The organism is Rhodophyticola porphyridii, from assembly GCF_003688285.1.
Classification (GTDB): Bacteria; Pseudomonadota; Alphaproteobacteria; order Rhodobacterales; family Rhodobacteraceae; genus Rhodophyticola; species Rhodophyticola porphyridii.
Genome location: NZ_RCNT01000004.1, coordinates 250,683 through 263,874 on the forward strand (window position 1 = coordinate 250,683; position 13,192 = coordinate 263,874).

Consider the following 13,192-nt stretch of genomic DNA (forward strand, 5'->3'; position numbering starts at 1 on the left):
CGCGCGGCTATGCCGGGCGCAACCCTGCACCACATTACGAAACGGAGAGCCTCATGAACACCACCACCCGGGTTTGCGTTATCGGCGGCGGTGTCGTCGGCGCTTCGGTCCTCTACCATCTGACCAAACTGGGCTGGTCGGATGTGATGCTCCTGGAACGCTCGGACTTGACATCCGGGTCCACATGGCACGCCGCGGGCGGGTTTCACACCCTGAACGGCGATACCAACATGGCCGCTCTTCAGGGCTATACGATCCGGCTTTATCGCGAACTGGAGGAGCTGACGGGCCTCTCCTGCGGGCTGCACCATGTGGGCGGCGTGACGCTGGCCGACACGCAGGAACGCTTCGACATGCTGAAGGCGGAGCGCGCCAAGCATCGCTTCATGGGGCTGGAGACCGAAATCCTCGGCCCCGAGGAGATAAAACAGGTCGCCCCCATCACCAATATCGATGGTATCCTCGGCGCGCTTTACGACCCGCTCGACGGCCATCTTGATCCGTCCGGCACGACCCATGCCTACGCCAGGGCGGCGCGGATGGGTGGCGCGGAAATCACCATGCATTGCAAGGTTTTGGAAACCAACCCTCGTGTGGATGGCACCTGGGATGTGGTCACCGAAAAGGGCACGATCCATGCCGAACATGTGGTCAATGCCGCCGGTCTCTGGGCCCGCGAGGTGGGGGCGATGGCGGGCGTCTATCTGCCTCTTCACCCGATGGAGCACCAGTACATCGTGACCGACGAGATCGCCGAGATCTACGAGCGCGCGACCGAACATCCCCATGTGATGGACCCCGCCGGCGAGAGCTATCTGCGGCAGGAGGGGCGCGGGCTTTGCATCGGCTTTTACGAGCAGCCCTGCAAACCCTGGGCGGTGGATGGCACGCCCTGGAGCTTCGGCCATGAATTGCTGCCCGATGATTTCGACAAGATCGAAGACAGCATCGCCTTCGCCTACAAACGTTTCCCCATCCTCGAAACCGCCGGGGTGAAATCCGTGATCCACGGGCCCTTCACCTTCGCCCCCGATGGCAACCCGCTGGTCGGCCCGGTGCCGGGCCTGCGCAATTACTGGTCGGCCTGCGGCGTCATGGCCGGGTTCAGCCAGGGTGGCGGCGTCGGGCTGACGCTGGCGCAATGGATGGTCGATGGCACGCCCGACCGCGATGTCTTCGCCATGGATATCGCCCGTTTCGGGCGCATCCTCACGCCCGGCTACACCCTGCCGAAGGTGATCGAGAACTACCGGAACCGCTTTTCCGTCGCCTATCCCAACGAAGAGCTGCCCGCCGCCCGGCCGTTTCGCACGACGCCGCTTTACGACGTGTTCGACCGGATGGGCGCCGTCTGGGGCCAGCAATACGGGCTGGAGGTTGCCAACTACTTCGCCGGAGACGGCGAACCGCGGTACGAGACCCCGTCCTTTCGCCGGTCCAATGCCTTCGCGGCCACCGCGCGGGAGGTCAGGGCAGTGCGGGAAGCCGTCGGCATCAACGAGTTGCAGAATTTCGGCAAGTATCTGGTCATCGGGCGCGACGCGCGCGGCTGGCTCGATCGGGTCATGGCGGGCCGCGTGCCTGCTCCGGGCCGCCTGTCTCTGACCCCGATGCTGAACCAGAACGGCCGGCTGATCGGCGATTTCACGATCTCCTGCCTGTCAGAGACGGAGTTTCAGCTGACCGCGAGCTATGGCGCTCAGGATTACCATTTGCGATGGTTTGACAATTGGTTGGAAGGCGATGTTCATGTGAGTAACATCTCCGACACCAGAACCGGCTTCCAGATTGCGGGGCCCAATGCGCGCGCCCTCCTGCAAGAGGTGACCCGCGCCGATGTCGGTGCCGGGGCGTTTCGCTTCATGGATGTCAAGGCGCTCCAACTCGGGTTTTCCACCGCACTCGTCCAGAGGGTCAGCTATACCGGCGATCTGGGATATGAGATTTATGTCGATGCGATGGAACATCGCGCACTCTGGGATCTGCTCTGGCAGGCAGGGCAGGCCTTCGGGCTCCGCCCCTTCGGCATGCGCGCGATGATGTCGCTCAGGCTCGACAAGTTCTTCGGCTCCTGGCTTCGGGAGTATTCCCCCGACTACACCCCGGCGGAAACCGGGCTCGACCGGTTCATCAGCTTCGGGAAGCCCGTGGATTTCATCGGGCGCGCCGCCGCCGAAGCCGAGCAGGCGACGGGCCCGGCACGCAAGCTCTGCGCCTTCGAGGTGGACGCCGCCGATGCGGATGTGAATGCCTATGAACCGATCTGGCTGGATGGCAGCGTGCAGGGGTTCTGCACCTCCGGCGGCTACTCCCACCACGCGGGCAAGTCCATCGCCCTCGGCTTCGTTCCGACCGGCCGCGCCGAAGACGGGCTTGAGGTGGAAATCGAGATCCTCGGCGACATGCGCCCCGCCCGGCTGATCACCACGCCACTTTTTGACGCCGATGGCGCCCGCATGCGAGGCTGATCTGCCATAACGGTCAGGGCGCGCCCTCTTTCCCGCGCCGGACATTCCCGCCGGAGGTTTCGACATCTCTTCATCCGATCCCATCCTTCTTCTGCTCGCCGCCGGCCGCGCGACACGCATGCGCGGCACGGACAAGCTTCTCGAACCGATCGATGACCAACCGCTTCTCACGGTCATGGGCCGACGCTGCGCGAGGGCGGGAGCCACGCGGGTCGTGCTCGGGCCAGATCAGCCCGCCCGGCGCGCCGCGCTGAAAGGCATTCCTTGCGAGATCGTCGAAGCGCCCGAAGGCGCGGGCATGGCCGCCTCAATCACCGCCGGGATCGCCGGTGTCACTGCGTCGGCCGCGCTGATCGTTCTGGCGGATATGCCCGAGATCACCGCCCATGATCTGCATCTGATCCTGGCGCTTCATGCAAGAGTGCCGACTGCGATCCTGCGGGCCGCGGGCGAAGACGGCACACCCGGCCACCCTGTGCTTCTCCCCGCCGACCTGTTTCCCGCACTGCAAAAACTCACCGGCGACACGGGCGCGCGCGAGGTTCTGAAAGCCCATGCAAACCGGACCCATCTGGTTCCCCTGAAAGGCCGGCGCGCATTGATCGATCTGGACACGCCCGAGGAGTGGGCAAGCTGGCGCGCTACGCACAAGGGCGGCCTGTAGAAAGACCGCCCTTATCATCCTGAACCTCGGGCGTGGCGCCGCACCGGCGCGCGCCGGATCGGGCCCGGCCCGTAAGGCCGCAAAGACGCCGCCGCACCTACCGCGTCAGCAGCTTGGCCTCATGGCTTTTCAAGGCGCGCCGGGCCGCCACATAGGTTTCGCGACCCGCCGGGGTTTTCAGTTCGGGGAAGATCTCCAGGATCTCGGTGCGCGCGCCATTGCCCATCGCCCCGAGGGACTGGTCTCCCGGCTGGAAGCTTTCGGTCCATGCCCCGTCGGCCAACACGACTTCGTGGTGATCGAACATGAAATGCACATAGGTCGCGCGCAGCGGGTCCACCCACTGAACCGCGCTGTGATCAACCAGGTGCTTGGCCGCGACCAACACCTCGCTTTCCTCGAAGTAAAGCTGCGTGCGGTCGCCAGAAACCAGCATCCGGTGCTGTGGCGACACCATCATGTCGCGCTCCGGCAAGCCATCGCCAAGCGCTCCCGCCTTGATCAGGATCGGGCGCAGATAGGGCGCGCGGCGCAGTTCCGACCGGTTCAGGGTACGGGTGCCGATCCAGCGGATTTCCTGAATGCCGTTGTCGCGGGTGATGATCTTGTCGCCTTCGCGCAGGGTCTCCACCGGAACCTCACCCTTCGGCGTCGCGATGCGCGAGCCCGGCGTAAAGCAGGGGATGACATTCTCGATCTCCTTGAATGTCAGCGTGCCGGTGACGTTCTCGGGCGCATATCCATTGCCGTCGAAGAAGGTCACCGTGCCGGATTCGCCCGGGGTGCCACCGGGGTCGACCGCATCGTCGAAATTGATCTTCAGCGGCCCGGCGCTGGACAGATCCAGCGTGTCGTTGTCTTCGCCGCCTTCGCCGCCTTCGATGTAATCGCCGATGCCGTCGCCATCCGGGCCGATCGCGAAGGTGTCCTTGTCATCCCCGCCGAACATCGCATCCGCGCCCTGCCCGCCGATGATGCTGTCATCGCCGCTGCCGCCGGTGATCTCGTCGTCATCAATGCCGCCATCAAGCGTATCGTTGCCCGCGCCGCCATAGATCGTGTCATTGTCGTCTTCGCCGAAGACAAGGTCATTGCCGCCGCCCGCGTTGATCAGGTCATCGCCGTTGTCGAGGATCGGATCGTTAGGCCCATCGGGGTTCACGTCGGGGATATTCACCACATCCGGGAAGCTCGGTCCAAGCCCGCCATAGATCGTGTCGTCGCCGTCGCCGGAATTGACCGTGTCCGATCCTTCACCGCTGGTGATCAGATCGGCGCCGGCGCCGGATGTCACCTGATCGTCGTCAAAGCCCGCGTCGATGACATTGTCGCCATCGCCCGCATCGATCGTGTCGCGGTCATCGCCGGTGGTGATGGTGTCGTTGCCATCGCCGGTCGTAACCAGATCGCGGTCGTTCTCGGTATTCTGGTCCTGCGAGCCCGGCACGAAGGGAAACCCGCGATCCGGCAACGCCGAAAGCGACCCATCGGAGGTGTTGATCAGATTGTCGCCGTCGTTATCGGTGACCGTGTCATTGCCCGATCCGCCATTGATGGTGTCGGCATCCGCGCCGCCATCCAGGCTGTCATTGCCCGAACCGCCGGTCAGCGTGTCTTCGCCCGCGCCACCCGTGATCGTGTCGTCGCCCTCGGCACCACCCATGCTGTCATTGCCCGCGCCGCCATCGATGACGTCATCGCCGGTGTTGCCACGCAACTCGTCATCGCCGTCGCCGCCTTCGACGGTGTCGTCCCCCGCGCCTCCGCGCAGCAGATCGTCGCCGCCATTGCCGAGGATCAGGTCGTTCCCGTCCCCGCCGTCCAGCGTGTCACTACCCGCCGCTCCGTCATCGATGAGGCCGATCGTGTCGAAATACACATCCGTGACGTTGATCCCGCTGTCGCCGCCACCGTTCTGGGAATGGGTGATCTCGATCCGGTCGACGGGACCGGGAATATCAACCAGGATCGAATAATTCGCACTCGTGTCGCTCTGATAGCCGCCATTGCTGTCGGCCGTATCGGCGCCGGGCACGCCATCGGTGTCGGACAGGGTCAACCGGCCACCGGCGGTCAGCGAGACCTCGATCGGCATGTTGTCCTTGTCGAAGGCGCGGATTTTGACCACGCCGTCGCCGTCGATATCGTTGACCCGGAAGGAGACGTTTTCGACCGGCTCGGAGAATTTCAGCTGGTACTTGGCGAAATCACCCCTGTTATCCAGATCGCTGCTCAGCGAGCTGTTGTCGTCAACCGGATCGCCATCGCCCTGAATACCGGCGATGTTCTGATTGTTGCTGGCGAACTCCGTGTCCACACCGCCCCGCTCGGACAGGACCGAGAAGCTCACATCGACGCTGCCGGTGTTCTGGGTGAACCCGGTCAGATCGTCGCCGTTTTCGATCGGCGGCGCGCCGTTCGGGTCGGGCGCCAGATCCCATTCGAATTTCTCGCGCGTTCCGGTAAGCGGCTGGCCGGTATTGTCATCGCCGATCAGCGTGTCATCGCCCGCGCCGCCATCGACGCTGTCATCGCCGCTGCCTGCGTAGACCAGATCGTCACCGGCCCCCGCCTCGACCGTATCGTTGCCCGCGCCGGCCACCACGGTGTCGGCATCCGTACCGTCCACGACCGCGTTGTCGATCTGATCGGGCGGTGTGTCCGGGTCGCCGGTATAGCCTGCGTCGATCAGATCGTCGCCGCTGGACCCCTCGACGATCATGTCGCCGGATTCGGCGAGCACATCGGCATCGAAGATCGCCACGTAGTCGATCGCGCCGTCGAAATAGTTGCTGTAGCGGCCGTCATCCGCCTCGCGCGCCCCGAAGGTAAAGCTTTCGTCGTCATTGTCGGTGATGTCGAAGGTCAGCCCGGTCGTGCTGCTGGATACCTCGGTGCTGTCGCCGGTGGTGACATTCTCCACCACAAGCTGGTTACCGGTGCTTTCGTCCCAGATGTAATAGGCCTTTACGGTGTCGCCTTCCTCGAAAAAGCCCGGCCCGGTCGACAGGATCGAGTCGATGCCGGGCACGCAATGCATGACCTCCACAGCCCCGTCCTGGGTCACACGAAGCTCGAAAAAGCCCTCTCTGCCGGCATCGTTCAACTCCCCGCGGTTGACGATCGTATCAGGGCCGGAGCCCACATGATGTTCTTGGGTGAACTCCACAATGAGCGTGCCACGATCCAGATCGAAGGGTGTGTCGTTGCCCGGGAATTGCGATGTGCCATCCCCGTTTGACAGGGTGCCGCCATTGACGTCGAACAGGCCGGAACTGCCATTGGTGTGCAACTGATCGCCCGAGATCGTGGCTCCGCCCTGGATATGTCCGTTCTGGGCAAAACCGTCGTCAAGACCCGTATCCCGCGTTTCGGAGCCGCTGCGGAAGTCCCAAAGCCCAACCAGGTTCGCGGCAAAAGACTCGTTAAAATTGGTCACACTCGTACACTCCGTCTCTTCGTGACACCGGCCTGTCGTTCTGACAGAGGGTGCGTTCTGCAATTACAGCCGAGCGATGCCGAAACACTTGGGCAGCGCGCACATTCCCGCCATGAATTGAAGGAAGAGGTCCGTTATCAACGGATGGTCCGGCCGTTGGTCACGCCCAACGGCATCGGATCCACGCGCCACAAGTTGCAGATCGCAACCCTGCGGTACGCACATCTCTTCGCATCGCGATGACGCGGTATGTGCGGCCGCCCCCGTGGCCTTGAACAGACATCGCCCCCCAGTTGGGCTCCCGGTTTGGTTAACCCGAAGATGCCCGTTCCAGAAGCGAAAAATGTTCTAAAAGTGTCGAAGTCGTGGCCGGACGGCCTGTCGGCAACAACAGTATGCATGACGGAATCCAGCATTGCTCCGCCGCTCCTTTTTTTCTTCCAATTGAGTGCACTAGCTTGGACGACCCTTGAAAAATTGGTGTTTGAGCGGAAATCCGCCGGTTTCGAACGCGCTTTCAACCGTCTCTGCCGTGCGGACAGACTATCAATTTTCTGATTTATTGTTTCAGTTTCGGAAACACCGATTTGCCGCCACGCGGAAACAATGTGTCAACCGTAATCGAAATCAGGCGAGATTGTGGCACGAATGCGCTGGCTGAAAACCTGTCTAAAAGGTCAGGTTCGGGCCGGCTTCGCCACGGTGAAACGCGGAATCCGGCGAATCGTCCGGGCCGGAACCATCTGCGATTGGGCTGGTACCCGAGGTCGGACTCGAACCGACAAGCCTTGCGGCGGGGGATTTTGAATCCCCTGCGTCTACCAATTCCGCCACTCGGGCCCAGAAATGTCCGTCTAGCGCCGCGCCGAAGCAAGGTCAACGGGGGAACATGGCCCCCCGATCACCCGCCGGCGCAGGCGCATTCCGGCCCCTGCCTAGAACATCACGCCCACCAGCCACAGGGTGATCCCCGGAAACGCCACCAGCACCACAACCCGGATCAGGTCGGACGCGACGAAGGGAGCGACGCCCGCATAGGTCCGCACGATCGGGATGTCGCGCGCCATCGAATTGATGATGAAGAGGTTCATTCCCACCGGCGGCGTGATCAGCCCCACCTCCACCACGATCAGCGCCAGGATCCCGAACCAGATCGCGGCCTCCTCGGGTGTCAGGGCATAGCCCAGAATGTTGAACTCCAGCGCCTGAATGATCGGAAAGAAGATCGGAATGGTCAGCAGGATCATCGACAGCGAGTCCATCACGCAGCCGAAGATCAGATAGGCGACAAGCATGATCGACAGCACCAGAAGCGGGGCAAATCCCTGCGTCGTGATCCACTCCACCAGTTGCGCGGGCGCCTGGGTGAACGCCAGGAAGGAGTTGAACAGCTGCGCGCCCAGCACGATGAAGAAGATCATCGCCGTGGCCTGCGCGGTGGCCAGAACCGAGTCCAGAAATCCCTTCCATGTCAGCCCGCCGGTCGCCAGCCCGTAAAGCCCGGTGGCCACGGCCCCGACGGCAGCGCCTTCGGTCGGCGTGAACAGCGCCTGAACACCGTCCTGCGCCCAGTTCCAGTCCGCCGCGATACCGCCCATCACCAGCCCGAAGATCACCACGACGGGCCAGATGCCCGCCAGCGTCCTGAACCGCTGCGCCATCGGCACCCGGTCGGCGGTCGTGGCCGCGCCCGGGCGGATCCGGACATAGATCGCGACGGTCAGCATGTAGCCGATTGCCGCCAGAATGCCCGGGATCAGTGCCGCCACGAACATCTTCACGATGTTCTGCTGCGCGAGGATCGCGTAGATCACCAGGATGATCGATGGCGGGATCAGGATGCCAAGCGTGCCGCCCGCCGCCAGAACCCCGGTCGACAGACTGTCGGAATAGCCGCGCTTGCGCATCTCCGGCAGCGCCACCTGCCCCATGGTCGACGCGGTGGCCAGCGACGAGCCGCAGACCGCGCCGAAGCCCGCGCAGGCGCCCACCGCGGCCATGGCCACGCCGCCCTTCCGATGACCCAGCCAGTCGGACGCCGCCTGAAACAGCGCCCCCGACATGCCCGATTTCGTCGCGAACTGCCCCATCAGCAGAAACAACGGCACAATCGACAGGTTGTAGTTGGAAAACGTGTCATAGGTCAGCGATTTCAACTGGCTGAGCGGCGCCGAGGGCCGGCCCAGCACAACCCAGGTGCCCACGAAACCGGTCACCGCCATCGCCACGCCAATCGGCACGCGCAGGAAAATCGCCAGCAACATCAATGCGAACGCGATCATCGCGAGTTCCAAGCCGGTCATGCTGCGGCCTCGTATCCGACGGAGACCCAGTTGATGGATCGCCAGACCGTGTAGAGCGCGACAACGAAGAACAGCGCCGCTCCCAGCACCGAAAGCCCGTAGGGGATCCAGGTCGGGATCTCCAGCTCATAGGTCGTCTCGGGGAAGAACGGCCGCGGACCGAAGCCGAACCACGCCCGCAGCCCGTCCGAGCCATAGGGAAACTTCTCTCCGAACCCCAGCCAGATCCGCCACAGGATCACATAAGCCACGATCGCCAGCAGGATGTCCCCGACAAGCCCGGAAAACGCCTTCACGCGGGGGTGCATGTTCTGCACCACGATATCCACCGCGACATGGCCGCGCTTGAGCTGACACCACGGCAGGAACGCAAAGACCGCAATTGCGCATCCCGCCTCCACCAGTTCGTAGTCGCCCTTGATCGGCGAAAGCCCGAACCCGTCGAGCGCCCGCCCGATGATCGAGACGCAGACCATCCCCGCCACTGCTGCCAAAAGGAAGCCGCCGAAATAGGCCAGCCCCCGGGCCATCCGCTCCATCACGCGGCCTGTCGCCGCCTCCCATCTGGGTGCCAGTGCCATTGTTGTCCCTATCTCTTTCGTGGCGCGCGGCCGTTACATCTCTATCAGCGACGGGCGCGCATTCAGCGTCTCCACGTCGAAGCCTGCCAGCGCCTTGTAGCCTTGCGCCACCCGGGCCAGCTCCTCGGCGCTCATCACATCACCGATCGTCTCGAACCCGTCCGGCGCACGCGCGGCCACCACATCCAGCACCTTGTCCGGCCCGTCCCCGCGATTGGCCAGAACGATCTTGTTCACATCCTCGCGCCGGGCCGCGTCATAGGCGGCCAGCGCCTCCGGCGCGCGGCCATGGCGCATGACTTCGCGGGTCAGCACGCGGGCATCCAGTATCGCCTGGCTCGCCCCGTTAGAACCGATGGGATACATCGCATGGGCCGCATCGCCAAGCAGCGTCACCCGCCCGAAGGACCATTGCGGCAGCGGGTCACGGTCCACCATCGGATATTCCCAGATCCCTTCGGCATTGGCGATGACCCAGGGGATGTCCAGCCAGTCGAACGACCAGTCGGCGAAGTGCGGGGCAAAGTCGCCAAGCCGCCCCTCACGGGTCCAGTCCTGCCGGTTCCAGTCGGTCCCCGGCGGCAGTGCCAGATCGGCAACCCAGTTGATCCGCACCGTGCCGTCGCCATTGTCCTCGATCGGATAGCAGACGAATTTCCGATCCGCCGTGCCCGCCATCGCCATCGACCGCCCGCTCAGGAACGCAGGGCCATCGGTGATGCCGCGCCACATCATTGTGCCACGCCAGACCGCGCCGCCCTCGTCGGGATACAACTTCGCCCGGGCGGTGGAATTGATGCCGTCGCAGGCTATCAGCAGCTCCCCGTCCAGATCGTCCCGCCGTGCCCCGGTGGCCCGGTCGATCAGCCGGGCGCGGATGCCATGGGGGTGCTCCTCCCAATCCGCAAGCGCTGTGCCGGTCTGCACGATGTCCATGCCCGCGCGGGCCTGCAGACTGCGCAGCAGCAAAAATTGAAGCTCCCCGCGATGGATCGAGTATTGCGGCCAGTTATATCCGGCCTCCGTGCCCCGCGGCTCGGACCAGATCGGATTGCCCTGGGCAGAGAAATAGGCCACCTCGCCTGTGCGCAGGCCGATCCGCTCGAGATCCGCCTCCAGCCCCAGTTCATAAAGCTCACGCACCGCATGGGGTTGCAGATTGATGCCGACGCCCATCGGCTTGAGGGCACTCACCGCCTCCACGACGCGAAACGGAATGCCCTGCTGATGCAGCGACAGGGCCAGTGTCAGCCCGCCAATCCCCGCGCCTGCGATGATCACCGTCATGGCCCCGCGTTGCCCCCGCTATCTGTCATGTCAGGAAAACAAAGAGGCCTCGGGCGGCGCGCGATGCGCCGCCCGAGGCCGGTGGATCAGTTGGCCGTATCGTGGCGGGCCACGGCCGCGCGGGCGAACTCGACCATCGCCGCCCCGTCGAGGCCAAGACCGTTCATCTCCTCGACCCAGGCCGCCGTCACCTCGTCGCCCACGGCGCGCAGTTCGGCCACCACGTCATCGCTCAGCGTCACGATGGTGTTTCCGCGCGCGGTGATGGCCTCTTCGGCGATCGTGTCGCCCCGGTCCATCGCCGCCCCGGCCGCAGCCGAGGTGTCGATCCCGGAATTGGCGTCAATGATCGCGCGCAGGTCATCCGGCAGGCTGGCATATGTGTCGTTGTTCATGCCCCAGATGAAGAAGGTGTTGTAAAGCGCCCGGTCGCCGCCGATCTGGGTGTGGCTGTCGGCAAGTTCCTCCACCCGCAGGGCAGGCACGACCTCCCACGGGATCACGCCGCCATCGACCACCCCGCGCGACAGGGCCTCGGGAAAGGCCGGAACCGGCATGCCCACGGGCGTGGCACCCAGACGCTCCAGAAGCGCGTTGGCCTGGCGGGAGGGGCCGCGCAGTTGCAGCCCGTCGAAATCTGCAATCGCCTCGATCGGGGCGCCGGTCTTGTGGATCACGCCCGGCCCGTGCACATGCACCGCCATCACGTGGATATCCGCAAACCTGGTGTCCATCATGAACTCTTCGGTGAACTCCCACGCGGCGCGGCTGCTGTCCTCGGCATTCATCGAGGTCATGAAGGGCAGTTCCATTACCTCCGCCTCGGGGAAACGCCCGGGCGTATAGGCCGGCAAGGCCCAGCCGCAGTCGATCACCCCGTCGCGGATCTGGTCGTACAGCGCCGGCGGGGCACCGCCCAGTTGCATCGCGGGATATAGCTCCACATCGATCCGACCGCCCGATTGCTCCTCGATCGCCGCGGCCCACGGCTCCATGAAAAAGCGCGGCACCGATCCCATCGGCGGCAGAAAATGCTGGCAGCGCAGCGTGACTTCCGCCTGCGCCTGCGCGATGCCCGCCTGGCCCATCGCCCCCATGCCAAGGGCCACAAGCCCGATGGCCGCTGTTTTCAGCGTCATGTTCATTCTGATCCTCCCTAAATCCGGCATCATGCCAAATTCCCTTGTCTCGTCGCGAAGACTAAGCCCCAGCTTCCCCGCAGCGTCAAAGCTTTTCGCGGGCGATCGTTCCAAACGCAACGACCGGGACCGTTCGCCTCCCCGCAAGTATTCTTAACCAGTCGGTCGGGTTTGTCATCAGCTTTTTTGCACCCGACGTGTTGACCTGTGCGGGCCGATGCGGCATCGCGCCTGAACGGTTCAGGAAAGGACGGCAATGATCGGAAAGCTCTATTTCTGGACGATGCGAATGGCGGGGCACCCGCATGCGCTGCTGGTGTTGGCGGCCATTTCCTTCGCCGAAAGCTCCGTTTTCCCGATCCCGCCGGATATCCTGATGATCCCGATGATCCTGGCCGCGCCCCACCGCGCGTTCCTGATCGCGGGCGTCTGCCTGGTCGCGTCGGTGCTGGGCGGATTGGCGGGCTACGGCATCGGCTATTTCTTCTACGAGCAGTTGGGCCAGCCGATCCTCGCATCCCTCGGCAAGGCCGATGCGATGGCCGAATTCAACACCCGCTTCAACGACCTGGGCTTCTGGCCGGTGCTGATCGCCGGGCTGACCCCGTTTCCCTACAAGGTCATCACCATCATGTCGGGCTGGACCGGGCTGCCGCTCGGCACCTTCATCGTCACCTCGATCATCGCGCGCGGCATGCGCTTCTTCATCGTCGCCGCATTGCTCCGCCACTATGGCGCACCTATTCGTGATTTCATCGAGCGGCGCCTCGGCTTGATGTTCACCCTCTTCGTGATACTGCTCCTTGGAGGGTTTTACGTGGTGAGGTTCCTGTGACGCGGCGAAGTCTGATCCTTCTGTCCGGGCTCGGCTCGGCGGCGCTGCTGCTGGCGGCTTTCGGCTTTCAGCATATCGGCGGTCTGGCCCCCTGCGCGATGTGCCTCTGGCAACGCTGGCCCCATGCCGCGGCCATCGCCATTGCCGCTGTTGGGGCGGCCGTTCCCGCGGCAGCCATCGCCGTTCTGGGTGGGCTCAGCATGGTGGTCAATGCCGGGATCGCGCTCTTCCACACCGGCGTCGAACGCGACTGGTGGGAAGGGCCGCAAAGCTGCACCGGTGCGGCGGGACAGGATCTGGGCGCGATGTCGGCAAGTGACCTTCTGGCCACCGATACCGGGCCCAGAATCGTTTTGTGCGACGAGGTCGCATGGGAAATGCTCGGCCTCTCCATGGCCAGCTGGAACGGGCTGGCCAGCGTGGCGCTGGCGATGATCTGGTTTGCCGCCGCCATGCGCCGCCGTACGGCCGGATAG

The 13,192-nt window shown here is 64.1% G+C and carries 10 protein-coding genes and 1 tRNA gene; 5 read left to right on the forward strand and 6 right to left on the reverse strand.

Annotated features, from left to right (window positions below):
* Positions 1–53 precede the first annotated feature (53 nt).
* Positions 54–2,468, forward strand: a complete 2,415-nt coding sequence (locus D9R08_RS10025) for a GcvT family protein (protein ID WP_121898000.1) — start codon at positions 54–56, stop codon at positions 2,466–2,468.
* A gap of 91 nt (positions 2,469–2,559) precedes the next feature.
* Entirely contained in the window at positions 2,560–3,132 is a 573-nt protein-coding gene (locus D9R08_RS10030; RefSeq protein WP_325048879.1) for a nucleotidyltransferase family protein, read from the forward strand.
* Positions 3,133–3,229: 97 nt separating this feature from the next.
* Here D9R08_RS10030 and D9R08_RS19520 read toward each other — a convergent pair whose 3' ends face one another.
* Positions 3,230–6,571 (reverse strand): Hint domain-containing protein, encoded by a 3,342-nt coding sequence (locus D9R08_RS19520; RefSeq protein ID WP_121897908.1) that lies wholly within the window; start codon positions 6,569–6,571, stop codon positions 3,230–3,232.
* Positions 6,572–6,877: 306 nt separating this feature from the next.
* Here D9R08_RS19520 and D9R08_RS19110 point away from each other — a divergent pair, with 306 nt between their 5' ends.
* Positions 6,878–7,129 (forward strand): hypothetical protein, encoded by a 252-nt coding sequence (locus D9R08_RS19110; RefSeq protein WP_158598972.1) that lies wholly within the window; start codon positions 6,878–6,880, stop codon positions 7,127–7,129.
* A 197-nt stretch (positions 7,130–7,326) separates the two neighbouring features.
* Here D9R08_RS19110 and D9R08_RS10040 read toward each other — a convergent pair.
* The 5 genes from D9R08_RS10040 to D9R08_RS10060 all read right to left on the reverse strand — a co-directional run bounded on the left by D9R08_RS10040 (position 7,327) and on the right by D9R08_RS10060 (position 11,881).
* Positions 7,327–7,411 (reverse strand) — tRNA-Leu (locus tag D9R08_RS10040).
* Positions 7,412–7,506: 95 nt separating this feature from the next.
* Positions 7,507–8,874, reverse strand: coding sequence for a TRAP transporter large permease (locus D9R08_RS10045; protein ID WP_121897909.1), 1,368 nt, complete (start codon positions 8,872–8,874; stop codon positions 7,507–7,509).
* A complete protein-coding gene (locus D9R08_RS10050; RefSeq protein WP_121897910.1) occupies positions 8,871–9,455 on the reverse strand; it encodes a TRAP transporter small permease in 585 nt (194 codons plus the stop codon). The genes D9R08_RS10045 and D9R08_RS10050 overlap by 4 nt, the downstream gene beginning before the upstream one ends.
* A 33-nt stretch (positions 9,456–9,488) precedes the next feature.
* Complete coding sequence (locus tag D9R08_RS10055) at positions 9,489–10,742, reverse strand: flavin-dependent oxidoreductase (protein ID WP_121897911.1); 1,254 nt, start codon at positions 10,740–10,742, stop codon at positions 9,489–9,491.
* A gap of 86 nt (positions 10,743–10,828) precedes the next feature.
* Positions 10,829–11,881 (reverse strand): TRAP transporter substrate-binding protein, encoded by a 1,053-nt coding sequence (locus tag D9R08_RS10060; protein ID WP_325048877.1) that lies wholly within the window; start codon positions 11,879–11,881, stop codon positions 10,829–10,831.
* Positions 11,882–12,137: 256 nt separating this feature from the next.
* On the opposite strand from D9R08_RS10060, the gene D9R08_RS10065 reads away from it, so the two are divergent.
* Both D9R08_RS10065 and D9R08_RS10070 read left to right on the forward strand, forming a co-directional pair.
* Complete coding sequence (locus D9R08_RS10065) at positions 12,138–12,716, forward strand: YqaA family protein (protein WP_121897913.1); 579 nt, start codon at positions 12,138–12,140, stop codon at positions 12,714–12,716.
* Positions 12,713–13,192 (forward strand): disulfide bond formation protein B, encoded by a 480-nt coding sequence (locus D9R08_RS10070; RefSeq protein ID WP_121897914.1) that lies wholly within the window; start codon positions 12,713–12,715, stop codon positions 13,190–13,192. Before D9R08_RS10065 ends, D9R08_RS10070 begins: the two co-directional genes overlap by 4 nt.

What these genes read in the sequence shown, in the direction of transcription:
- D9R08_RS10025 (WP_121898000.1), top strand. Translation starts at nt 54, where the DNA reads ATGAACACCACCACCCGGGTTTGCGTTATCGGCGGCGGTGTCGTCGGC.
- D9R08_RS10055 (WP_121897911.1), bottom strand. Translation starts at nt 10,742, where the DNA reads ATGACGGTGATCATCGCAGGCGCGGGGATTGGCGGGCTGACACTGGCC.
- D9R08_RS10050 (WP_121897910.1), bottom strand. Translation starts at nt 9,455, where the DNA reads ATGGCACTGGCACCCAGATGGGAGGCGGCGACAGGCCGCGTGATGGAG.
- D9R08_RS10065 (WP_121897913.1), top strand. Translation starts at nt 12,138, where the DNA reads ATGATCGGAAAGCTCTATTTCTGGACGATGCGAATGGCGGGGCACCCG.
- D9R08_RS10045 (WP_121897909.1), bottom strand. Translation starts at nt 8,874, where the DNA reads ATGACCGGCTTGGAACTCGCGATGATCGCGTTCGCATTGATGTTGCTG.
- D9R08_RS10060 (WP_325048877.1), bottom strand. Translation starts at nt 11,881, where the DNA reads ATGACGCTGAAAACAGCGGCCATCGGGCTTGTGGCCCTTGGCATGGGG.